Origin of the sequence: Streptomyces sp. sk2.1 (assembly GCF_008120935.1) — a bacterium.
Lineage (GTDB): Bacteria > Actinomycetota > Actinomycetes > Streptomycetales > Streptomycetaceae > Streptomyces.
The window spans coordinates 457,567-479,032 of record NZ_RDBO01000020.1; the positions used below are offsets into that span (position 1 = coordinate 457,567).

The window sequence follows — 21,466 nt, forward strand, 5'->3', positions numbered from 1 at the left end:
GTCCAGGGGCTGCGGGACACGGGCGTGGCCGTACGGAAGGGGCCGGGCCGCTCGACCGGCGGCCCATCAGCAGGCTAACGCCCTGGAGGCGCCGGGGAGTGGATCGGCGAGCGGCGCCGTGCGGCTTCGGATCCAGGGCTGAGGAGAGAGGCGGACGGGGCCTCCCCTGCTCGAACGCAGCCGAGAGCCGGGGGAAGGAACGTCGGCGACCGACGACGACGCCGGCGGCGGAGTCGCGGCGGAGGCCGAGTCGTGGGGCCTCGTTGCCCCGGGGCGTGGACCCCGGCGGCTGGGCGCGCGGCGTCGAACGCGGCGCGCACCGCGGGCCGGGGCCTCCGCGTGCGACCGTGCCGGGACGTCTCAGGCGGCTCGACGGCGCCGTCGTGCGCCCGCCGGGGTCACGGGACGGCCTCCCCGCCCGTCAGCGGCCGCGCAGCCGCCGTACGAGGATGCTCGCGTCGCCCCGCGACTCCAGGTCCGCGAGGACGACGGCGACCGCCTCGCGGACGATGCGTCCGCGGTCGACGGCCAGTCCGTGCTCCCCTCGCAGCACGAGGCGCGCGTGCTCCAGGTCCATCAGTTCCTCGGCCGAGACGTAGACGGTGATCTTCTCGTCGTGGCGCTCGCGGCCGCTGGGCCTGCGGTTCGCCCCGCGTCCGCCGCGCCTGCGCTGCGGCTGGACCGCGGGCGCCGCCTCCTGCGCGGCCGGCGGGGCGGACTGCTGGGGCCTGCGCCCCGCCTGTGCCGCCGCCGCGACCCGGTCGCCCTCGCCGCCGCGGCTGCGCGACTCCCCCGCGTCGGCGTCCGCCGCGGAGTGCTCCTCGCGCGGTGCGGCCGCGGTCTCCTCCGCGGTGTCCGTCCCGGTTCCGTCCGCCCCGGGGTCGCTCTCACCGGCGGGGCCCGGCACCCGGGCCTCGCCGTTCGCCTTGCGCCGCCGGTCCCCGGGGGACGAGGCCTGCAGCCCCATCCCCCCGGTGGTACGGAACAGTTCGTCGGCCCCGGGCAGACTCACTCGGCGTGACACCGGGCGAGCACCTCCCTGGCGAGCTGGCGATAGGCGGCGGCACCGACCGAGTTGGAGGCGTACGTGGTGATGGGTTCGCCGGCGACCGTGGTCTCCGGGAAGCGCACGGTGCGCCCGATGACCGTGTGGTAGACGTGGTCGTCGAACGCCTCGACGACGCGCGCGAGGACCTCACGGCTGTGCACCGTGCGGGAGTCGTACATGGTGGCGAGGATGCCGTCGAGCTCCAGGTCGGGGTTGAGCCGCTCCTGGACCTTCTCGATGGTCTCGGTGAGCAACGCCACACCGCGCAGTGCGAAGAACTCGCACTCGAGCGGCACTATGACCTTGTGGGCTGCCGTCAGGGCGTTCACCGTGAGCAGGCCCAGCGAGGGCTGACAGTCGATCACGATGTAGTCGTAATCGGCCATCAGCGGCTTCAGGGCGCGCTGCAGCGTGGACTCCCGGGCGACCTCGCTCACCAGCTGCACCTCGGCGGCGGACAGGTCGATGTTGCTGGGCAGCAGGTCCATGTTGGGGACCGCGGTCTTCAGCAGGACCTCGTCGGCCGACATGCCCCGCTCCATGAGCAGGTTGTAGACCGTGAGGTCGAGCTCCATCGGGTTGACGCCGAGCCCGACCGACAGGGCTCCCTGCGGGTCGAAGTCGACGAGCAGGACCCGGCGTCCGTACTCCGCGAGCGCGGCACCCAGGTTGATGGTCGACGTGGTCTTGCCTACGCCGCCCTTCTGGTTGCACATCGCGATGATCTTCGCGGGACCGTGGTCGGTCAGCGGGCCCGGGATCGGGAAGTAGGGCAGGGGCCGACCGGTCGGGCCGATCCGCTCGCGGCGCTGGCGGGCAGCGTCGGGCGCGAGGGTGGCCGCGTACTCCGGGTCGGGCTCGTATTCGGCGTCGGGGTCGTAGAAGTGCCCCTGGGGCACCTCGTCGAAGTCGGCGAAGCGGGCGGTCTCCCGGCCACTCTCGTTGCCGGCCATGGCGTTCACGTGTAGGCCGTCCATCATCTGGGGGGCTGTCGTCATGTGCTGTTGGGTGGAGAAGGCGCGGACAGCGACGGAGCCGACAGCCTCCAGCCCGTTCGGGCTCTGGCCCCGCGCAGGCATCCCTGGTTGTACACCCCCGGGAGTAAATGTCGACTCATTCACAAGTCGTCTTACCTCCTTGGGTGCAACCAGGAAACTTATCGATAGGTCAGCGTGGCACCATGCCGACGATTGGCGACTCTATGGCGTGTCACCGCTTCGCAGCAACACAATCCGCCGGACCCGGCCCGATGTGTCGGCAATCGAACACCTCCCTGTCAAGGGCATGCGGCCATCACGGCGCACTTTTAACCGGTGTACGAATCGGTCGAAGAGTTACGTTCGAGACGAGTTGAACGCACCGCGCACGGGTCCCGACATGCGTCCGGCCGGACCTTGCTCGGCAAGGTCCGGCCGGACGCATGAAGTTGACGGGAGGTGGGGCGCCTCCCCGCCGCGACCCCTCGGGCCGCCGGGAGGGCGTCAGCCGAGGAGCGAGCTCAGCTCGACGTGCTCCAGGCCGTGCGCCTCGGCCACCTCGCGGTAGACGACCTTGCCGTCATGGGTGTTGAGGCCCTTGGCGAGCGCGGCGTCACGGCGCAGCGCCTCGGCCCAGCCGCGGTTGGCGAGCTCCACGATGTACGGCAGCGTGGCGTTGGTGAGGGCGTACGTCGAGGTGTTCGGCACCGCGCCCGGCATGTTCGCGACGCAGTAGAAGACCGAGTTGTGGACCTTGAAGGTCGGCTCGGCGTGGGTCGTCGGGTGCGAGTCCTCGAAGCAGCCGCCCTGGTCGATCGCGATGTCGACAAGTACACTTCCGGGCTTCATCTTGGCGACGAGCTCGTTGGTGACCAGCTTCGGGGCCTTCGCGCCGGGGATGAGCACGGCACCGATGACGAGGTCGGCCTCGACGACCGCCTTCTCCAGCTCGAAGGCGTTGGAGACGACCGTCTGCACCTTGGTGCCGAAGATCTTGTCCGCCTCGCGGAGCTTGTTGATGTCCTTGTCGAGCAGCGTGACGTGGAAGCCGAGACCGACGGCGATCTGGGTGGCGTTCCAGCCGGAGACGCCGCCGCCGATGACGACCGCCTTGCCGGCCGCCGTGCCCGGGACGCCGCCCGGCAGCACGCCGCGGCCGCCGACCGAGCGCATCAGGTGGTAGGCGCCGACCTGCGGGGCCAGCCGGCCCGCGACCTCGGACATCGGGGCGAGCAGCGGGAGCGCGCGGCTCGCGGTCTCGACCGTCTCGTAGGCGATGGCGGTGGTGCCCGACTCCAGCAGCGCGTCGGTGCACTCGCGGGAGGCGGCGAGGTGGAGGTAGGTGAAGAGCGTCTGGTCCTTGCGCAGGCGGTGGTACTCCTCGGCGACCGGCTCCTTGACCTTGAGCAGCAGGTCGGCGGTGGCCCAGACCTCGTCGGCGGTGGGCAGGATCTGCGCCCCCGCCGCCACGTACTCCTCGTCCGTGATGGAGGAGCCGGCCCCGGCGTTCTGCTCGACGACGACCTGGTGGCCGTGACGGACGAGCTCGTTCACGCCGGCGGGCGTGATCGCCACGCGGAACTCGTTGTTCTTGACTTCGCGGGGGATGCCGACCTTCACGTCGATCACGGTCCTTGGCTCAGAGGGTTACCCGGGCATACCGATACATACCCGGATAGACACTACGTAAATGGAGACACCGCGAACGCACGCGGCACAGCCAGTCTAATGAAGGGTTTCGTACTGTCTAGCCTTACAAAGCATTATTTTTCTGTCGTCGCACTACGGATTTCGCAGGTCGAACCCTTCTGGTCCAGCAATCTGTCGGCCACGCCCCGGTGCAGGCCCGCAGCGGCCGGGTCGCCGAGCCGGTCGAGCGTGTCGGCCAGCCGGAGCTCCAGCGCCGCCTGCAGCCGCACGTCACCGGCCCGCCTGGCCCATTCGACGGCCTCCCGGCAGGTGTGCAGCGACTCGCGCGGCCGTCCCGCGTATTCCTGGACCCGGGCCGCCTCGCTCAGCGCCCGCGCCTGGGCGGGCACGTCGCCGAGCCTGCGGTACCCGGCCGCCGCGGCCCGCCAGTTCCGCAGCGCCTCGCCGTACCGCCCGGCGTAGGTGTGGACGGCGCCGAGCCGCCCGTACAGCCGTGCCTCGTCGGTCCGCTCCCCCTGGGTGAGCCGCTGCGCCAGCGCCCGGCCGTACCAGTCGGCGGCCCGCTGGTAGTCGCCCAGCTCGGCGTAGGCGCCGCCCACGGATTCCATCGCGCGGCCGGTGGCGTACGGGTCCTTCGCCTCCCGTCCGGCGTCCAGCGCGGCCCGGTACCGGGCCAGTGCCTCCCGGGTGCGGCCGGTCCCGGCGTCGAGGTCGGCGAGGTTGAGGAGCGCGGCGGCCCGCTCGCGCGGCAGGTCGCGCCGCTCGGCGACGGCCAGCACCAGTCCGTGCAGCCCGTACAGGTCGGGGGCGGCCGCCTCGGTGCCCTGGTGCGCGGCCAGCGCCCGTACCAGGGCGGCGACCAACCGCCTCGCCAGCGTGTCGAGTTCGCCGTCCTCGACGGCCATCGCGGCCGAGGCCAGCAGCGCCGGACGGCGGGTCCGCAGCCATTCGGCGGCCGCCTCGGGGCTGGGGAAGCGCAGCGACCGCGGCAGCCCGGCGAGCTTGCGGCGGGCCGGGGAGCCCTCGGGGTCGGTGGTCGCCCGGCAGGACTGCAGCAGTCGTACGGTCCGCTCCAGCAGCCGGGCACCGGCGAGCTGGATCTCCGCCGGGCGCTCCCGGGTCTCCAGCAGCGCCCGCAGCAGCGGGGCGAGGCAGCCGGGCAGCTCGTACTGCGGCCGGCCGGCCCCGTTGCTGCGCAGCAGTCCCAGGGACACGAAGTCGTCGAGGGTCCGCTGGGCGGCCGAGACGGAGCAGCCGGCCAGCGCGGAGGCGGTGTGCGCGTCGACGAGTCCGGCAGGGGCCAGGGCGAGCAGGCGCAGTATCCGGGCGGCGGTGGCCGGCAGGAAGTCGTGGACCAGCCGGAAGACCCGGGCCAGCGGGCGGGAGCCGGTGGACTGGTCGGTGTCCTCCGGCAGCTCGCGCAACTGTCCGGCGATGTCGGCGACCGACGCCATGGGCTGGGCGGCGAGCAGTCCGGCGGCCATGACCAGGGCGGCCGGCAGCCCGCCGCACTCCTCGGCCAGGCGCTCGGCGGTCCGCGGGTCGACGGTGATCCTGACCTGTCCGATGGTGCGGGCGAGCAGCTTCACGGCGGCGCCCGGGTCCAGACCGCCGATGGTGCAGGGGCGGACGTCGGGAATCCCGGTCAGCGGGCCCTCGGAGGTGGCGACGACCAGGCAGTCCGGGTTGTCGGGCAGCAGCGGGTCCACCTGTTCCGCGTCCGCCGCGTCGTCCAGGAGCAGCAGGACGCGGCGGCCGGCGAGCTCCCGGCGGAGCAGCTCGGAGAGTTCGTCGCCGTCCGCGCCGGGCGGCCCCGTCACCCCCAGCCGGCCGAGCAGTTCGCGAGCGGTGCGCTCGGTGGGGACCGGCATGCCGTCGGGGTCGGTGAGCCTGGCGCGGAGCAGTCCGTCGGGGTGGCCGCCGTCGGCGAGCAGCCCGCGGGCGAGTTCACCGGCGAGCGCGGTGCGTCCGGAGCCGGGGCGTCCGGCGATCAGCAGGACCCGGGCGCGGGCGGCCTTGCGGCCGGCCAGGGTGTCCAGGCCGGTCCGTTCGATGTCGGCCCGCAGCTGCTTCAACTCGCGTTCGCGGCCCAGGATTCGGGGCGGGGCGGTGCCGGACGGCTCCTCGGTCCCCGCCGCCTCGGCCGGGCCGCTGGTGTCCACCGCCTGATCCGTCACGGGCCACGCTCCACTTCGCTGCACGCGTCGCCCGCCGGGGCTCCGGACAGGGCGTTCCGAGCGTAGTTCAGGCGCGTGGGCGATTTCGGTGGAGCACGACGCGGAGGTCCCCCGATCGGATCATCATCTTTTCCGATCAAGGGACTTCGACGGCCCGTACGGCGGACCGCAGGGGCTCCGGAACGCCCCGGGCCCGCGGGTGGCCCCGGTGTCCGCGGCCCGCTGCCCGCGCCCCGTCAGGCCTCGAACGGGCGGGCCGGCCACGGCGCGTCGGCCGGGCGCAGCGAGTCGATCCCGTCGCCCGCGAGCACCGCCGCGAGCGAGAGGACGCCCACGACGAGGCAGTTGTTGTGCAGCTCCCCCGCGAGCACGCCCCGCACCAGTTCCTGGAGCGGCACCCGGGCCAGCTCCATGTCCGCCTCCTCCTCGGAGACCTCGAAGCGCTCCCCGTCGGCCTCGGAGAGGTTCCGGGCCAGGAAGATCCGTACGGCCTCGTCGCAGCCGCCCGGCGTGGTGTAGACGTCGGTCAGCACCCGCCAGTCCTCGGCCTTGGCGTACGCCTCCTCGTACAGCTCGCGCTGGGCGGCGTGCAGCGGGTTCTCGCCGGGGACGTCGAGCAGTCCGGCCGGGATCTCCCAGAGCTTGTGGCGCACCGGGTGGCGGTACTGCCGCAGGACGAGGACCCGGTTCTCCCCGTCGAGCGCGAGCACGGCGACCGAGCCCGGGTGGACCTGGTAGTCGCGGCGCACGACCGTGCCGTCCGGCATCACCACTTCGTCGGTGCGGACGCTGGTCTTGTTGCCGGTGAAGGGTGTCTCGGTCGCGGTGACCTGCCACTCCTCGGGCGTGTCCTGGAAACCCATCTACGTCCTCCCACGAAAAACAGAAACCGGGGTACGGATCCTCGGCGGATCCGCACCCCGGTCAACGTTAATGCCTGTGCGGCGCCGGACTACTTGCCCGAGGCCGCGGCGACCTTGCGCTCGACGGCCGCCTTGACCAGGCCGGCGAAGAGCGGGTGCGGGCGGGTCGGACGGGAGCGGAGCTCCGGGTGGGCCTGGGTGGCGACCAGGTAGGGGTGGATCTCGCGCGGGTACTCGACGTACTCGACGAGCTTGTTGTCCGGGGAGGTGCCGGAGAAGACCAGACCGGCCTTCTTCTCCAGCTCGGCCCGGTAGGCGTTGTTGACCTCGTAGCGGTGGCGGTGGCGCTCCTCCACGTACGGCTGGTCGTCGTACGCCTCGCGGACCAGCGAGCCCTCGGCGAGCTTCGCCGGGTACAGCCCGAGCCGCATGGTGCCGCCCAGGTCGCCCGCGCCCTCGACGTACGCCAGCTGCTCCTCCATCGTCGAGATGACGGGGTGCGCGGTGGCGGCGTCGAACTCGGTGGAGTTGGCGTCGGGGATCTCGGCCAGGTTGCGCGCCGCCTCGATCACGATGCACTGCAGGCCGAGGCAGAGGCCGAGCAGCGGCACCTTGTTCTCACGGGCGTACTGGATGGCGCCGATCTTGCCGTTGACGCCGCGGTCGCCGAAGCCGCCGGGGACGCAGATCGCGTCGACGTCGGAGAGCTGCCGGGCGGCGCCGGCCGGAGTCTTGCAGTCGTCCGAGGCGACCCACTTGACCTTGACCCGGGCCTTGTTGGCGAAGCCGCCGGCCCGGATGGCCTCGGTGACCGAGAGGTAGGCGTCGGGCAGGTCGATGTACTTGCCGACGAGCGCGACGGTGATCTCGTGGTCGGGGTTGTGGACCCGGTCCAGCAGGTCGTCCCACGTCGTCCAGTCGACGTCGCGGAACGGCAGGTCGAGCTTGCGCACGACGTAGGCGTCCAGGCCCTCGGTGTGCAGCACCTTCGGGATGTCGTAGATCGACTTGGCGTCCACGCAGGCCACCACGGCGGCCTCGTCGACGTCGCACATCAGCGAGATCTTGCGCTTGATGGCGGTCGGCACGTCGCGGTCGGCGCGCAGCACGATGGCGTCGGGCTGGATGCCGATGTTGCGCAGGGCGGCGACGGAGTGCTGGGTCGGCTTGGTCTTGAGCTCACCGGACGGGCCGATGTAGGGCAGCAGCGAGATGTGCACGACGAAGACGTTGTCCCGGCCGACCTCGTGGCGGACCTGGCGGACGGTCTCCAGGAACGGCAGCGACTCGATGTCGCCGACCGTGCCGCCGACCTCGGTGATCACGACGTCGACGTCGTCGGTGGCCATGCGGCGGATGCGGTGCTTGATCTCGTTGGTGATGTGCGGGATGACCTGCACGGTGTCACCGAGGTACTCGCCGCGCCGCTCCTTGGCGATCACCTGCGAGTAGACCTGGCCGGTGGTGACGTTGGCGGAGCCGTCGAGGTCGACGTCGAGGAAGCGCTCGTAGTGGCCGATGTCCAGGTCGGTCTCGGCGCCGTCGTTGGTGACGAACACCTCACCGTGCTGGAACGGGTTCATCGTGCCCGGGTCGACGTTCAGGTACGGGTCGAGCTTCTGCATGGTGACCCGGAGGCCACGCGCCTTGAGCAGGGCACCGAGGCTGGAGGCAGTCAGACCCTTGCCGAGGGAAGAGGCGACACCCCCGGTGACGAAGATGTGCTTGGTCGTCGTGGATGTGGGCTGCATAGCCAAAGGGGGCTCCCGTGGTCGCGATCGTGAGGTGCGTACCGGCGTTCTCGTCCGGAGACTCCGGAGGTGCCGTCGCTGCGGTTCGGGGGCCTCGTCTGCGGTTGCGGACGACCACCGGTCCACGGGCTACCAGGGTATCAGCGTGGAGGGGAGCCCGCTTCCGGCGCCGCCCGGACGCCCACCTCGCATGATCACCACGAGTGTCCGCGCACACACCCGTTCGGGTCGGACGTGTTGTCAAGACCGTCGCGCAGATCATCGGAGTGCGTCGTATCCTGCTCGGACACTTGCCCCGGGCGAGGTGACACGTTCGCAGGTTCCCACCACACCCCTTGCGACGACCTCTTGACCCGCAGTAATGCCCTACGGGGCGACATGGCCGTTCGACTGGAGACGCACGTGGCCGGGCGCATCGAGGATTACGCACTCATCGGAGACATGCAGACCGCCGCCCTGGTCTGCCGGGACGGCACAGTGGACTGGCTGTGCCTTCCCCGCTTCGATTCGCACGCCGTCTTCGCGGGACTGCTGGGTACCGAGGAGCACGGCTTCTGGCGCCTGGGTCCCGCGCGGGCGGACGGCACCGAACCGCAGGCCGCGGACCGCCGCCGCTATCGCGGTGACTCCCTCGTCCTGGAATCGGAGTGGGACACACCCCGCGGAACGGTCAGGGTGACCGACTTCATGCCGCCGCGCGACGGCGCGCCGCAGGTGATCCGGATCGTGGAGGGGATCAGCGGCCGGGTGCCGATGCGTTCGGAGCTGCGGATGCGGTTCAGCTACGGACGGGTCACCCCCTGGGTGCACAAGGTCGACGGCCGTACGGTCGCCGTCGCCGGCCCGGACTCCGTCTGGCTGGACACCCCCGCCGACACCTACGGCGAGAACCTGACGACGTACTCCGACTTCACGGTCGCGCCCGGGGACCGGATCGCGTTCACGATCAGCTGGCAGCCCTCGCACCACGAGCCGCCGGGCCTGCCGGACCCGGAGGGTTCGCTGGACGCGACCGCGGACTTCTGGCGCGAGTGGGTCGAGCAGTGCACGTACCACGGGCCCTACCGGGAGGCCGTGGTCCGTTCCCTGATCACCCTCAAGGCGCTGACGTACGCGCCGACCGGCGGCATCGTCGCCGCGCCGACCACCTCGCTGCCGGAGGACATCGGCGGCTCCCGCAACTGGGACTACCGCTACACCTGGCTGCGCGACGCCGCGATCACCCTCTCCTCGCTGCTGCGCACCGGCTACCGGGAGGAGGCCCGCGCCTGGCGCGAGTGGCTGCTGCGGGCGGTCGCCGGCGACCCGGAGAACCTGCAGATCATGTACGGGATCGCGGGCGAGCGCGAGCTGGGCGAGGCCGAGCTGGACTGGCTGCCCGGCTACGAGGGCTCGGCCCCGGTCCGGGTCGGCAACGGCGCGGCGGGCCAGCTCCAGCTGGACGTGTACGGCGAGGTCACCGAGGCGCTCCACCTCGCCCACATGACCGGGCTGACCCGCAACGACTACGCGACCGGCCTCCAGCTCAAGCTGATCGAGTACCTGGAGAAGCACTGGGACGAGCCGGACGAGGGCATCTGGGAGGTGCGCGGCCCGCGCCGCCACTTCGTCCACTCGAAGGTGATGGCCTGGGTCGCCGTCGACCGCACCATCAAGCTGATCGAGTCCGGGGACGCGGAGGGCCCGCTGGAGCGGTTGCGGGAGCTGCGCGACGAAATCCACCGGGACGTCTGCGAACGGGGCTACGACCCGGAGCGCAACACCTTCACCCAGTCCTACGGCTCGCGGGAGCTGGACGCCTCCCTGCTCCTGATCCCGCAGATGGGCTTCCTGCCGCCGGACGACAAGCGCGTGATCGGCACGATCGAGGCGATCCAGCGCGAGCTGTCCACCGAGGACGGCTTCGTGCTGCGCTACCCCACCGCGGGCGAGGACGCGGGCGTCGACGGCCTGGAGGGCGACGAGGGCGCGTTCCTGGCCTGCTCGTTCTGGCTGGCGGACGACCTGGCGATGATCGGCCGGGTCGACGAGGCGCGCCAGCTCTTCGAACGGCTGCTGGCCCTGCGCAACGACCTGGGCCTGCTCGCGGAGGAGTGGGACCCCAGGCTCCAGCGCCAGGTGGGCAACTTCCCCCAGGCGTTCAGCCACGTGCCGCTGATCGACACCGCGCTGCGGCTGACGGCGAGCGGGGCGTACGCCGGTTGAACCGGTGATGACCGCCCGTACCACCCCCTGCCCGGTCGGCCCCGGTGACGTCCACCGCGCGGCCTGCGGGGCGGGGGCGGGCCGCCCGGACCCGGCCGGGGGTGCTGTCGTCCCGTCCGGCGCCTCCACCGGGACGTGCGGGTCGCCCCGGCACGCCGCCGTCCGCCGGACACGTCCGTGGTCCTCGACCGTTCGCGCCGAGGGCCCCGGGCGTCCGGACGGGCCCTGACCACGGCCTCCGGCGCCACCTCGCCGGCGGGGCGGCGCCCTCTCAGCGCGGTGGGGCGGCGGCGTCCGTCCCGGTCACGACGGGGCGTTCCGACGGCAGCCCCCATTCGCTCCAGGAACCGTCGTACACGGCCGTGTCGTCGTAGCCCGCCAGCACGGCGCCGAGCGCCACGACGCACGCGGTGACGCCCGATCCGCAGCTGAACAGCAGCCGCTCGCGCTCCCCGACGAGGGCGGTGAGCATCGTGCGCAGTTCGTCCGCCGGGCGCATCCGGCCGTCGCGCCGGACCTCGTCGAAGGGCAGGTTGACCGCGCCCGGCATGTGTCCGGCGCGCAGTCCCGGCCGGGGCTCGGCGGCCGTACCGGCGAACCGTTCCCGGGAACGGGCGTCGAGGACGGCCGCGCCGGGGTCGGACAGGGCCGCCGCCACCTCGGCGCCGTCGGCGAACAGCTCCGGGCGCGGCCGGGCGGTGAAGTCGCCGCGGGCCGCCTCGGGGCCGGATCCCGCGGGCTCCGTTTCCTCCACCGGCAGTCCGGCGTCCGTCCAGGCGGGCAGGCCGCCGTCGAGCACCGCGGCCCGGTCGAAGCCCATCGCGCGCAGCATCCACCAGGCGCGGGCGCTGGAGTAGATGCCCGCGCGGTCGTAGACGACGACGGTGTCGGTGCCGTGCACGCCCAGGGAGCGCAGTTCCTCGGTGAACCGGTCGGGGGCGGGCATCGTGTGGGGCAGTGGCCCGTCGTGGTCGGACAGCGCCCCGTCGATGTCGAAGGTCCTCGCGCCCGGGATCCGCGGCCCCGGCCCCCGGTGCGCGCCCACGGAGGCGTCGAGGACCACCAGTCCCGGCCGGTTCAGCCGCGGTCCCAGCCAGTCGGTTCCGACCAGCGGGCCGAAGGGTCCCGGGGCGCTCGTGCCCGCCGGTGCGTCGTCGCCCACGTCTGCTCCAGGTCCGGGTCCCCGGACTCGATCAGCTTGATGGTGCGGTCGACGGCGACCCAGGCCATCACCTTCGAGTGGACGAAGTGGCGGCGCGGGCCGCGCACTCAACAGCCTCCCCGGCCTCTCCCGTCCCCCGGCCGTCCCCCCTGCCGTCCGGAACCGGGTACCTTCCTGAGCAGGGCGATCGCCCGTCCGATCCGAGTGGAAGCGCGAGGCCAGAAGCAGTGGAGACGCAAGGCGGAATCACCGTGCAGCGGGCCCTGGAGCTGCCGGGGCTGCGCAGCGGGCTCCCGGAGGTGATGGCCGGCGCGGACCGGTTGAACCGTACGGTGCGCTGGGTGCACGCGGGCGAGGTCCCCAACATCGCCTCGCTGCTCAAGGGCGGTGAGCTGCTGCTGACCACCGGCCTGGGGCTCGGCACCCGCCCCGCCGAGCAGCGCGCCTTCGTCCGCAGGCTCGCCGACCGCAAGATCGCCGCCCTGGTGGTCGAGCTCGGGCCGCGCTTCAGCAGGCTGCCCGCGTCGATAGTGGACGCCGCCCGCGCCGCGGGGCTGCCGCTGGTGCAGCTGCACCGCGAGGTGCCGTTCGTGACGGTGACCGAGGAGATCCACACCGAGATCGTCAACGGCCACTACGCCCTGCTGCGGCAGGCCGAGGACGTGCACCGCCGGTGCACGGAGGCGCTCCTGGGCGGTGGCGGGGTGCCCCAGGTGCTGGGCATCCTGGCGGACTTCACCGCCAACCCGGTCTTCCTGGAGACGGCGGACGGCCAGCTGCTGTACGCGGCGGGCCCCGGGTCCGGCACGGTCGGCGCCGATCCGCTCCAGGTGTGGGAGGGGATGCGCGGAGGCCGGGCGGCCCGTGAGACCCCGCCCACCGGTTCGGTGCTGGTGGACGTGCCGGGCGGCGGTCCCGGGACGGGCTCGGTACGGGCCCGGCTGGTGCTGCTGGCGGTGTCCGGGCCGTTGGTGACCGTGCACCGGATGGCGGCGGAGCGGGCGGCGGGGATCCTGGCCGTCGTGCTGATGCAGGCCCGGCAGGAGGAGGAGCTCGCGGCCCGCGGCCGGGGCGACTTCCTCACGGATCTCGCCGAGGGCCGGATCGCCCCGGAGGACGCCCCGGCACAGGCCCGCGTCCTGGGTTTCAAGCCGGGCGGCATGCCGCTGCTGCCGGTCGTGATGCGGCTGGCGCCCGAGCTGTCCGTGTCGGGGAACTGGGCGCTGCTGGCGCGGGCGGTGCTGGAGGAGCTCGCGTCGGTGGGGGTGCCGGTGCTGCTCGGTGTGCGTCCCGTGGAGGGCCGGGTCCCGGTGCTGCTCGGGCTGCGGTCCGAGACGGAGCGCACGGCGGTCGCGGACCGGGTCGCGGCGGCGCTGCGGGCGGGGGTGGAGCGGGCCGGTCTGGAGCGCGCCGGGTCGCATCCGCCGGTCGTGGTGGTGGGGGTGGCGGGCGGCTGGGCGGCGGCCGGCGCGGGGCTGCGCCACGCGGCGGAGACGGCGACGGCCGCGCACGGGCTCAGCGACCGGCCCTGGTACGACGCCCGGCGCCTCGACATCGACCTGCTGCTGTGGCGGTTGCGGGACCATCCGGACCTGGCTGCGTTCGTGGACCGGGCGATCGGTCCGCTGCGCGACCACGACCGCACCTCGCGTCCCCCGCTGCTGCCGACGCTGGAGACGTACCTGGCCCACGCGGGCCGCAAGGCGGAGACCGCGCGGGAGCTGCATCTGAACCGTCAGACGCTGTACAACCGGCTGGCCCGGATCGGTGAGCTGCTCGGCACCGATCTGGACGATCCGCAGGCGGTCCTGGCCCTGAGCCTGGCCCTGCGGGCCCGCCGCCACATCTCGTAGGGCCGGGCTCATCTCCCCCGCGTCGCCAGCGGCTGGGTCAACTCGTCGTAGATGCTGAGCACTTGGGCGATGGTGTCGTCCTCGGTGGGCCAGCTCGCGGCCTGTACCGGCCCCGCCGCCGCCAGTTGCTCGCGCCGGTGCGGGTCGCAGAGCAGTCCGGCCACCGCCCGCGCGAGCGCCTCGGGGTCCTCGCACGGCACGAGTTCCGCGGCGTCGCCGACGAGTTCGGGCACCCCGCCGACCGCGGTGGCGACCAGCGGCACACCGAGCCGCAGCGCCTCCTGGGCCAGCACCGAACGCGCCTCCCAGCTGCTGGACAGCACGGCCAGGTCGGCCATGGCCAGGAGCCCTGTGGTGTCGTCGTGGTCGCCGACGATCCGGACGGACAGCTCCTCGTTCCTGATCCGGCGCTGCAGGGCGGCCCGTTCCCGCCCCTCGCCCGCGATGACCAGCAGCGGCGCGGGGTCGAGGTCGCACCACAGCCGCGCGGCGTCGAGCAGGGTGCCGTATCCGTGATGCGGTACGAGGCTTCCGTACGACACGATCAACGGCCGCTCGACCACACCGAGTTCGGCCCTCGCCTTGTCGGCCCGGCCGGGGTCCGGGTCGGGCCGGCGGGGTGCGGGGGCGGAGACGGGAGCGAGCCTGGCGTCGCGCGCGCCCCGGCTCCGCGCCCGGTCGACCAGTTCCGACGTCGTGCCGAGCACGACCGCGGCCGCGCGGGCGGCCCTTCGTTCCATCAGGCGCAGCAGTCGGGCCCGGGCGCCCTCGGCGAGGGCCCGGGCGTGCCAGGTGACGACCAGCGGGACGTCCAGGCCGCCGAGCGCGAGGGAGGCGCGCACGGCGGCGTGCAGGCCGTGCGCGTGGACCACGTCCGCCGTCGCGCAGGCGGCGCGCAGGGCGGCGACGGCGGCGGGATCGCTGCGTCGCGGCACGGGGGCGAAGAGGGCTCCCGTGCCGGAGTAGTCGTGGGCGCGGTCCAGTTCGGCGGGGGCGCAGACGGTGACGTGCACGCCCCTCGCCACCAGTCCCGCGGTCAGCGAACCGACGTGGGCGCTGCTGCCCGCGCTGCCGCCGCCCAGGACTTGGACCGTACGCAGCTGTGACACGTTGAATGGCTCCCGGGGGTCCCGAGTCGGCGGTGATTGCACCGCCAAGGATGCCAGTCCGTACGCACGTTCCGGCACGGTCGGGGCGCCGTTCCTGCCCACATCGCAACAACGGCACACGTCCTATCACTCTCATGGGCGAGAAACCGGCGCACTGTTGACCAACTGTCAGGAGGACGGGGCCCTGCCGACGGGAGAAACCCCCTCCGTCAGCGGTCCGGCAGCGTCCGGGCGAGCCGGCTGATCCGGTCCCCGTGCACCGCCGCCGCGACGAGCCCGGCCGCGTGGGCGACGAGTCCGGCCCGGCCCCCGGCCGCGACGACCGCGACCCCGAGGGCCGCCCCCAAAGCATGGGCCCCGGCATCCCCGATCATCGTCCGCTCCCCCAGGTCATCGGCGACGAGCGCCGCCACGGCCCCCAGCGGTGCGGCGGTGAGCCCGCCGCGCCACAGTCCCGGCGCGCCGAGGGCGAGCACGGTCGTGGCGGCGGCCGCGGGCCGCACGTCCGTCAGGTTGACGAGGTGCGCGCCCCCGGCGATCACGACCGCGGCGAGCACCCGGTCCGCGGGCCGTTCCCGGAGCAGCGCACCGGCCGCGAGCCCGGCGGCCCCGATCCCGAGGAGCTTCACCGCGCCGCTGGTCACCTCGCCGTCGCGCAGCGCGCCCAGGTGGGCGCGGAATCCGCGGCGCGGATCGCCCGCCCCCGCGAAGTCGTCGTACGCGCCGCAGCCACCGGCCGCCAGCACGGCGAGCACGGCGGCGCACCGGGTACGGGCCGGCAGGGGCAGCACCGCCGCCCCGGCCGCGGTACCGAGCACCGCGGCGGGTCCGGCGTACAGATCGACGGTCCGGCCCGCGTGGTTGACGCGCTGCCAGCGCCCGCGCGGCCGGACCCGCAACGCCCGGTACACGCCCGTCGCGACGGCCGCCGAGACCGCCCCGGACACCATGACCCCGCCGAATGCCACTCCCATGCGCGCCAGGCTACGCGGGGCGCCGCCGGGCACGACCGACGCGTACCCGGCACCGGCAGAACCCGCACGGGATCGCCTCAGCCCTCCACCCGTGCCGCGGCCAGCAGTTCCTCCGCGTGGGCCCGTGCCGTCTGGGAGTCCTCCTGGCCCGCGAGCATCCGGGACAGCTCCCGCACCCGGTCCTCGCCCTCCAGGACCGTGACCCCGCTGCTGGTCACCGCCCCGTCGACCGTCTTCTCCACCAGCAGCTGCCGGTCCGCGAACGCCGCCACCTGCGGCAGGTGGGTGACGACGACGACCTGAGCGGACCTGGCGAGCTTGGCCAGCCGCCGTCCGACCTCGACCGCGGCCTTGCCGCCGACACCCGCGTCGACCTCGTCGAAGAGGTACGTGGGCACGGGGTCGGCGCCCGCGAAGACCACCTCGACGGCCAGCATCACCCGGGACAGCTCACCACCCGAGGCCCCCTTGGCGATCGGCCGCGGCTGGGCCCCGGGGTGCGGGGCCAGCAGGAGTTCGACCTCGTCGGCGCCGGACGGCCCGTAGGCCACGCTCCGGCCGTCGATCTCGATGCCGGACGCCTCATCGGCCGCCTCGATCTGCCGGATGGCGAAGGAGACCCGGGCGTGCGGCATGGCGAGCGAGGCCAGCTCCGCGGTCACGGCCTCGGCGAAGAGCGCCGCGGCACGGTTCCGCGCATCGGTCAACGACTGCCCCAGGACGGAGAGTTCGGCGCGCAGCGCGTCCCGCTCCGCCGTCAGCTCGCCGATGCGGTCGTCGTCGCCCTCCAGCTCGGTGAGCCGGGCGGCGCCCTCCCGGGCCCAGGCGAGCACCGCGGTGATGTCCTCGCCGTACTTCCGGGTGAGCGCGGTGAGCGCGGCGCGGCGCTCCTCGACCGCGGCGAGCCGCAACGGGTCCGCGTCCAACTGGTCGGCGTACCCGGCCAGTTCGCCCGCCACGTCGGAGAGCAGGATCGAGATCTCGCCGATCCGGTCGGCGAGCGCCGCCAGGGCCGCGTCGTGGGTGCGCACCGCGTCCAGGGACCGGCCCGCCGCCGCGACCACGGTCGTCGCGTCGATGCCCTCGGGGTCCTCGGGGTTGCCCGCGAGCGCGGTGTGCGCGAGGGACGCCGCGGAGGCGAGCGCCTCGGCGTGGCCGAGCCGTTCCGCCTCGGCCGCCAGGTCGGCGTCCTCGCCGGCCAGGGGCTCGACCGCGGCGATCTCGTTCAGCCCGAAGCGCAGCAGATCCGCCTCCTGGGCGCGTTCCCGGGCCCGGGTGGTCAGCTCGTCGAGCTCGGTGGCGACGGCCCGCAGCCGCCGGTAGGCCGCGGCGTACTCGGCGTGCGGCACGGCGACGCCGTCGCCCGCGTACCGGTCGAGCGCCTGCCGCTGCCGGGCCGGCTTGAGCAGACCCTGCTGGTCGGTCTGGCCGTGCACGGCGACGAGCTCGTCGGCGAGTTCGGAGAGCACCCCGACCGGCACGGACCGGCCGCCGAGATGCGCCCGGGAGCGCCCCTCCGCGGAAACCGTGCGGCTGATCAGCAGCGCGCCGTCCTCGATCTCGGCCCCGGCCTCCTCGGCCCGCAGGGCGACGGTGTCGCCGTCGGACACCGTGATCCGGCCCTCGACGACGGCGGCCTTGGCCCCGATCCGTACCAGGGCAGGGTCGGCGCGCCCGCCGAGCAGCAGCCCCAGACTGGTGACGACCATGGTCTTGCCCGCGCCGGTCTCACCCGTCACCGCGGTGAAGCCGGGTGACAGCTCCACCACCGCGTCGTCGATGACTCCGAGCGACCGTATCCGCATCTCCTCCAACACGGAGACGACCTTACGAGGTCCTGGCCCCGATGTGCGACGGACCCCGCCCCCCTGCACTCACTCTCCCGTGTGTACACGAAGGATTCGCAACACCTCCGGGGGAATGTCCGTCGCTCAGTGCGGTGCGCCCCGCCACCCCGAGACCGGCAGGGCGAACTTCGCGACCAGCCGGTCCGTGAACGAGGCGTGGTGCAGCCGTGCGAGCCGTACGGGCACCGCGCCGCGGCGCACCTCGACCCGCGCACCGGCGGGCAGCTCCACGGTCCTGCGCCCGTCGCACCAGAGCACCCCGTGCGGGGTGTGCTGCTGGACCTCGACGGCCAGCACCGAGGTGGGCGAGGTCACCAGCGGCTTGGCGAACAGCGCGTGGGCGCTGATCGGCACCATCAGCAGCGCCTCGACCTCGGGCCAGACGACGGGGCCGCCCGCCGAGAAGGCGTAGGCGGTCGATCCGGTCGGGGTGGCGCAGACGATCCCGTCGCAGCCGAACCCGGTCACGGGGCGGCCGTCGATCTCCAGGACGACCTCCAGCATCCGCTCGGGCGACACCTTCTGCACGGCCGCCTCGTTGAGCGCCCAGTCGGTGTGGACGACGTCGCCGTTGCTGTGCACGAGGACGTCGAGGGTCATGCGTTCCTCGACCTGGTAGGCCCGGGTGACGACCCGGTCGACGACCTTGTCCAGGTCGTCCCGCTCGGCCTCGGCGAGGAAACCGACCCGGCCGAGGTTGACGCCGAGCATCGGCACCCCGGACGCGCGGGAGAACTCGGCGCCGCGCAGCAGCGTCCCGTCCCCGCCGAGCACGATCAGCAGCTCACAGCCGTCCACGGCCCTGGGCGTGGTGTCCGTGACCGTCTCGACGGCCGGCGGCAGCGGCAGATCGGCCGCCTCGGTGGCCAGCACCCGTACGCCCAGGCCGTTGCGCAGCAGTCCCTGTACGACCAGTTCGGCACTGCGGATCGCGGCCGGGCGGCCGGTGTGTGCCAGAAGAAAAACGGTTCGTGCCGTGTTCGTCGTCATTCGTGCCGCATTCGTCGTCAACGAGGCCCCTCCGCCACTGCACGGTCGACATCCGCGGGATCCAGTTCAGGTGCTCCGGCCCGCAGCCAGAGAAAGTACTCGACGTTCCCCGACGGGCCCGGCAGCGGGCTCGCCGTCACTCCCCGCACCCCGAGGCCCAGCTCCCGGGCCCGGCGCGCCACTTCCCGTACCGCCTCGGCCCGCAGTTCGGGGCTGCGCACCACACCGCCGCTGCCGAGCCGTTCCTTGCCGACCTCGAACTGCGGCTTGACCATGAGGACCAGGTCCGCGTCGGGGGCGGCGCAGCGCGCCAGGGCGGGCAGGACCAGGCCCAGCGGGATGAACGACAGGTCGCCGACCACCAGGTCCACCGGCTGCCCGTCGATCGCCTCCAGCGTCAACTCCCGTACGTTGGTACGGTCCTTGACGGTGACGCGCGCATCGGACTGGAGCGACCAGGCGAGCTGTCCGTAACCGACGTCCACGGCGACGACATGACCGGCACCGGCCCGCAGCAGCACGTCGGTGAAGCCGCCGGTCGAGGCCCCGGCGTCCAGGGCCCGTCGCCCCTCCACCGTCAGCCCGAGGGGCACGAAGGCGGCGAGGGCGCCCGCGAGCTTGTGCCCGCCCCGCGAGACGTACTCGGGGTCGCTGTCGTCCTTGATGACGACGACGGCCGCGCTGGTCTCGACCTGGGTGGCGGGTTTGGTCGCGGTGTTCCCGCCGACGGTCACCCGCCCGGCGGCGATCAACTGGCTCGCGTGCTCGCGCGAGCGCGCGAGCTTTCGGCGTACCAGTTCGGCGTCGAGACGGCGACGTGCCACTCCTGCCACGTTCGGTTCAGCTCCTGTGGTCGTACGGGGGGACCGGCGCGGGCACGGGCCCGGCGTCCAGCGCGGTCAGCGTTTCGCGCAGTCCGCGGTGTACATCCTCGTACACCTCGACGTGTCCCTCCGTCGGGAGGTGGTCCGCGTCGGCGAGACGCTCCAGCCCCGCGTCCACCCCGGCGTCGCCGGTGGCGGTGCGCGGGACGCCGAGGGGGGCGGGCGCGGCGGGGTCGAGCGGCGCCCCCGCGCCGTCGGGGACCGGGTCCTCGCCGGACGGGCCCCGCACCACGCCCCCGGACGCCGTCGGCGCTGCGGTCGTCCCCTGTTCCGGCATCGAGTCACTCATGCGGAAACGCTACCGCGAAGGGCTGGGGTACCGTCGGTCACGATGGCGACCATGGCTGAGTGCCGCAGCGCGCTCGACAGACTTTCCGACAACCTCGCGGGTGCCGACGGCGACGTGCGCGCCGCGGCGGCCCTCGACCGCTCGCTGAGCTGCCACATCAAGGACCTCGACGTCACGTTCACCGGCCGGCTGGCCGATGGCCGGATCCAGGTCCTGGACACGGTGGACGGTCCACCCCGGGAGAAGGCCGAGATCCGGCTCGCGATGACCGGGGACGACCTGGTGGCGATGGTGGACGGCGACCTGAATTTCGCCAGGGCCTGGGGCTCGGGCCGGGTCCGGCTGGAAGCCGGCTTCCGGGACCTGCTGAAGCTCAGATCACTGCTGTAGCGACGCACCGCGACGGCGACGCACCGCTGCGGTGGATGCCGCCGCGGCGACGACGATCGGCGACGGGGCCGGACCGGTGCGATGCGGCGGGGCGGTGCGGCGGGCCCGGAAGGGCCCGTCCGTGGGCTCAGCCCCCGGCGACCGCCCCGGTCGGCGCGCCGGCCGCCTCCACCCCGCCGCCGCGCGGCCTGCGCGCGGCCGGCACGACCAGCGGGGTCCCGGTCTCCGGGTCGTCGATGACCTGGCACCGCAGCCCGAAGACCCGTTCCACCAGTTCCGCGGTGACGACCTCGCCCGGCGCCCCCTCGGCGACCACCTCGCCGTCCCGCATCGCGATGAGGTGAGTGGCGTACCGCGCGGCGTGGTTCAGATCGTGCAGCACGGCCACCAGGGTGCGCCCCTGCGTCTCGTGCAGCTCCGCGCAGAGGTCGAGGACGTCGATCTGGTGCTGGATGTCGAGGTACGTCGTCGGCTCGTCGAGCAGCAGCAGGGGCGTCTGCTGGGCGAGCGCCATGGCGATCCACACCCGCTGCCGCTGCCCGCCGGACAATTCGTCGACATAGCGATCCGCCAGCGCGCCGACTCCCGTCGCCGCCATCGATTCCCCGACGATGCGTTCGTCGTCCGGCGACCACTGCCGCAGCAGCCCCTGGTGCGGGTACCGGCCCCGCCCGACGAGGTCGGCGACGGTGATGCCGTCCGGCGCGATGGAGGACTGCGGCAGCAGCCCCAGCGTCCTGGCGACCTTCTTCGCCGGCATCGAGTGGATCGCCTGCCCGTCCAGGAGCACCCGCCCGCTCTCCGGCTTCAGCATCCGGGCCAGCGCCCGCAACAGGGTCGACTTGCCGCAGGCGTTGGGGCCGACGATCACCGTGAACGAGTTGTCGGGTATCCCGACCGACAGGTTCTCCGCGATGACCCGCCGGTCGTAGCCGAGGGTCACCGAGTCCGCGGTGAGGCGCTGCATGGTCGTACTCCCGGAGTCGGAGGCGGGCGGGTGCGAGGGATCGTCCTTCGCCCCCGGGCGGCGGCCGGGCCGGGCCCGGTTCCGTCCGCCCGGTGGGTCGCCGTCCGGACGGCGACCCACCGAATAGAGCGAAGTTAGGTTAGCCTACCCTCTGCCATGTCCGGGCCCGGCCCGGCCGCCGCCCGGGGGCGAAGGACGATCCCTCGCACCCGCCCGCCTCCGACTCCGGGAGTACGACCATGCAGCGCCTCACCGCGGACTCGGTGACCCTCGGCTACGACCGGCGGGTCATCGCGGAGAACCTGTCGGTCGGGATACCCGACAACTCGT

General features: G+C 73.4%; 17 protein-coding genes and 1 pseudogene. 4 read left to right on the forward strand and 14 right to left on the reverse strand.

Going from position 1 to position 21,466, the window contains the following annotated elements; genetic code table 11:
* Positions 1-421: 421 nt before the first annotated feature.
* From EAO76_RS05495 to EAO76_RS05520, 6 genes are all read right to left on the reverse strand, one after another.
* A complete protein-coding gene (locus tag EAO76_RS05495; RefSeq protein WP_148835583.1) occupies positions 422-1,012 on the reverse strand; it encodes a hypothetical protein in 591 nt (196 codons plus the stop codon).
* Entirely contained in the window at positions 1,009-2,127 is a 1,119-nt protein-coding gene (locus EAO76_RS05500) for a ParA family protein (RefSeq protein ID WP_148833898.1), read from the reverse strand. Before EAO76_RS05500 ends, EAO76_RS05495 begins: the two co-directional genes overlap by 4 nt.
* 402 nt (positions 2,128-2,529) lie before the next feature.
* The gene (gene ald / locus EAO76_RS05505) at positions 2,530-3,645 is read right to left on the reverse strand and encodes an alanine dehydrogenase (protein WP_148835584.1); all 1,116 of its coding nucleotides are present in this window, start codon (positions 3,643-3,645) and stop codon (positions 2,530-2,532) included.
* Positions 3,646-3,788: 143 nt separating this feature from the next.
* Positions 3,789-5,852 carry a tetratricopeptide repeat protein gene (locus EAO76_RS05510; protein ID WP_148833900.1) on the reverse strand — a complete coding sequence of 688 codons (2,064 nt, stop codon included), beginning with the start codon at positions 5,850-5,852 and terminating at the stop codon, positions 3,789-3,791.
* Positions 5,853-6,088: 236 nt separating this feature from the next.
* Positions 6,089-6,715, reverse strand: a complete 627-nt coding sequence (locus tag EAO76_RS05515) for an NUDIX hydrolase (RefSeq protein WP_148833902.1) — start codon at positions 6,713-6,715, stop codon at positions 6,089-6,091.
* An 89-nt stretch (positions 6,716-6,804) separates the two neighbouring features.
* Entirely contained in the window at positions 6,805-8,466 is a 1,662-nt protein-coding gene (locus EAO76_RS05520; RefSeq protein WP_148833904.1) for a CTP synthase, read from the reverse strand.
* 378 nt (positions 8,467-8,844) lie between these two features.
* On the opposite strand from EAO76_RS05520, the gene EAO76_RS05525 reads away from it, so the two are divergent.
* Positions 8,845-10,671, forward strand: coding sequence for a glycoside hydrolase family 15 protein (locus tag EAO76_RS05525; protein ID WP_187438471.1), 1,827 nt, complete (start codon positions 8,845-8,847; stop codon positions 10,669-10,671).
* A gap of 271 nt (positions 10,672-10,942) precedes the next feature.
* On the opposite strand, the gene EAO76_RS05530 is transcribed toward EAO76_RS05525, so the two are convergent.
* Positions 10,943-11,833 carry a sulfurtransferase gene (locus EAO76_RS05530; protein WP_148833906.1) on the reverse strand — a complete coding sequence of 297 codons (891 nt, stop codon included), beginning with the start codon at positions 11,831-11,833 and terminating at the stop codon, positions 10,943-10,945.
* A 227-nt stretch (positions 11,834-12,060) separates the two neighbouring features.
* On the opposite strand from EAO76_RS05530, the gene EAO76_RS05540 reads away from it, so the two are divergent.
* A complete protein-coding gene (locus tag EAO76_RS05540; protein WP_148833910.1) occupies positions 12,061-13,686 on the forward strand; it encodes a PucR family transcriptional regulator in 1,626 nt (541 codons plus the stop codon).
* 8 nt (positions 13,687-13,694) lie between these two features.
* Here the strand turns inward: EAO76_RS05540 and EAO76_RS05545 are convergent, their stop codons facing one another.
* The 6 genes from EAO76_RS05545 to EAO76_RS05570 form a co-directional block, all read right to left on the reverse strand.
* Positions 13,695-14,795 (reverse strand): glycosyltransferase family 4 protein, encoded by a 1,101-nt coding sequence (locus EAO76_RS05545; protein WP_148833912.1) that lies wholly within the window; start codon positions 14,793-14,795, stop codon positions 13,695-13,697.
* A gap of 209 nt (positions 14,796-15,004) precedes the next feature.
* On the reverse strand, positions 15,005-15,769 hold the full coding sequence (locus EAO76_RS05550) for a hypothetical protein (RefSeq protein WP_148833915.1): 765 nt from the start codon (positions 15,767-15,769) through the stop codon (positions 15,005-15,007).
* Positions 15,770-15,846: 77 nt separating this feature from the next.
* The gene (gene recN / locus EAO76_RS05555; RefSeq protein WP_148835586.1) at positions 15,847-17,574 is read right to left on the reverse strand and encodes a DNA repair protein RecN; all 1,728 of its coding nucleotides are present in this window, start codon (positions 17,572-17,574) and stop codon (positions 15,847-15,849) included.
* Between the two features lie 126 nt (positions 17,575-17,700).
* Entirely contained in the window at positions 17,701-18,606 is a 906-nt protein-coding gene (locus tag EAO76_RS05560) for an NAD kinase (RefSeq protein WP_148833917.1), read from the reverse strand.
* Between the two features lie 17 nt (positions 18,607-18,623).
* Entirely contained in the window at positions 18,624-19,439 is an 816-nt protein-coding gene (locus tag EAO76_RS05565; protein ID WP_148833919.1) for a TlyA family RNA methyltransferase, read from the reverse strand.
* A gap of 7 nt (positions 19,440-19,446) precedes the next feature.
* Entirely contained in the window at positions 19,447-19,779 is a 333-nt protein-coding gene (locus EAO76_RS05570) for a hypothetical protein (RefSeq protein WP_262375282.1), read from the reverse strand.
* Between the two features lie 42 nt (positions 19,780-19,821).
* On the opposite strand from EAO76_RS05570, the gene EAO76_RS05575 reads away from it, so the two are divergent.
* Positions 19,822-20,169: an SCP2 sterol-binding domain-containing protein gene (locus EAO76_RS05575; RefSeq protein WP_148833921.1), complete on the forward strand. Its 348-nt coding sequence runs from the start codon at positions 19,822-19,824 to the stop codon at positions 20,167-20,169.
* 127 nt (positions 20,170-20,296) lie between these two features.
* Here the strand turns inward: EAO76_RS05575 and EAO76_RS05580 are convergent, their stop codons facing one another.
* Complete coding sequence (locus tag EAO76_RS05580) at positions 20,297-21,136, reverse strand: ABC transporter ATP-binding protein (protein ID WP_148833922.1); 840 nt, start codon at positions 21,134-21,136, stop codon at positions 20,297-20,299.
* A gap of 239 nt (positions 21,137-21,375) precedes the next feature.
* Between EAO76_RS05580 and EAO76_RS45890 the strand changes: the two are divergent.
* Positions 21,376-21,466 (forward strand): annotated as a pseudogene (locus tag EAO76_RS45890) (ABC transporter ATP-binding protein); the annotation flags it as partial.

What these genes read in the sequence shown, in the direction of transcription:
- EAO76_RS05500 (WP_148833898.1), bottom strand. Translation starts at nt 2,127, where the DNA reads ATGCCTGCGCGGGGCCAGAGCCCGAACGGGCTGGAGGCTGTCGGCTCC.
- EAO76_RS05515 (WP_148833902.1), bottom strand. Translation starts at nt 6,715, where the DNA reads ATGGGTTTCCAGGACACGCCCGAGGAGTGGCAGGTCACCGCGACCGAG.
- EAO76_RS05520 (WP_148833904.1), bottom strand. Translation starts at nt 8,466, where the DNA reads ATGCAGCCCACATCCACGACGACCAAGCACATCTTCGTCACCGGGGGT.
- EAO76_RS05525 (WP_187438471.1), top strand. Translation starts at nt 8,845, where the DNA reads ATGGCCGTTCGACTGGAGACGCACGTGGCCGGGCGCATCGAGGATTAC.
- EAO76_RS05550 (WP_148833915.1), bottom strand. Translation starts at nt 15,769, where the DNA reads ATGGGAGTGGCATTCGGCGGGGTCATGGTGTCCGGGGCGGTCTCGGCG.
- recN (WP_148835586.1), bottom strand. Translation starts at nt 17,574, where the DNA reads ATGCGGATACGGTCGCTCGGAGTCATCGACGACGCGGTGGTGGAGCTG.
- EAO76_RS05560 (WP_148833917.1), bottom strand. Translation starts at nt 18,606, where the DNA reads ATGACGACGAACACGGCACGAACCGTTTTTCTTCTGGCACACACCGGC.
- EAO76_RS05570 (WP_262375282.1), bottom strand. Translation starts at nt 19,779, where the DNA reads ATGAGTGACTCGATGCCGGAACAGGGGACGACCGCAGCGCCGACGGCG.
- EAO76_RS05575 (WP_148833921.1), top strand. Translation starts at nt 19,822, where the DNA reads ATGGCGACCATGGCTGAGTGCCGCAGCGCGCTCGACAGACTTTCCGAC.
- EAO76_RS05580 (WP_148833922.1), bottom strand. Translation starts at nt 21,136, where the DNA reads ATGCAGCGCCTCACCGCGGACTCGGTGACCCTCGGCTACGACCGGCGG.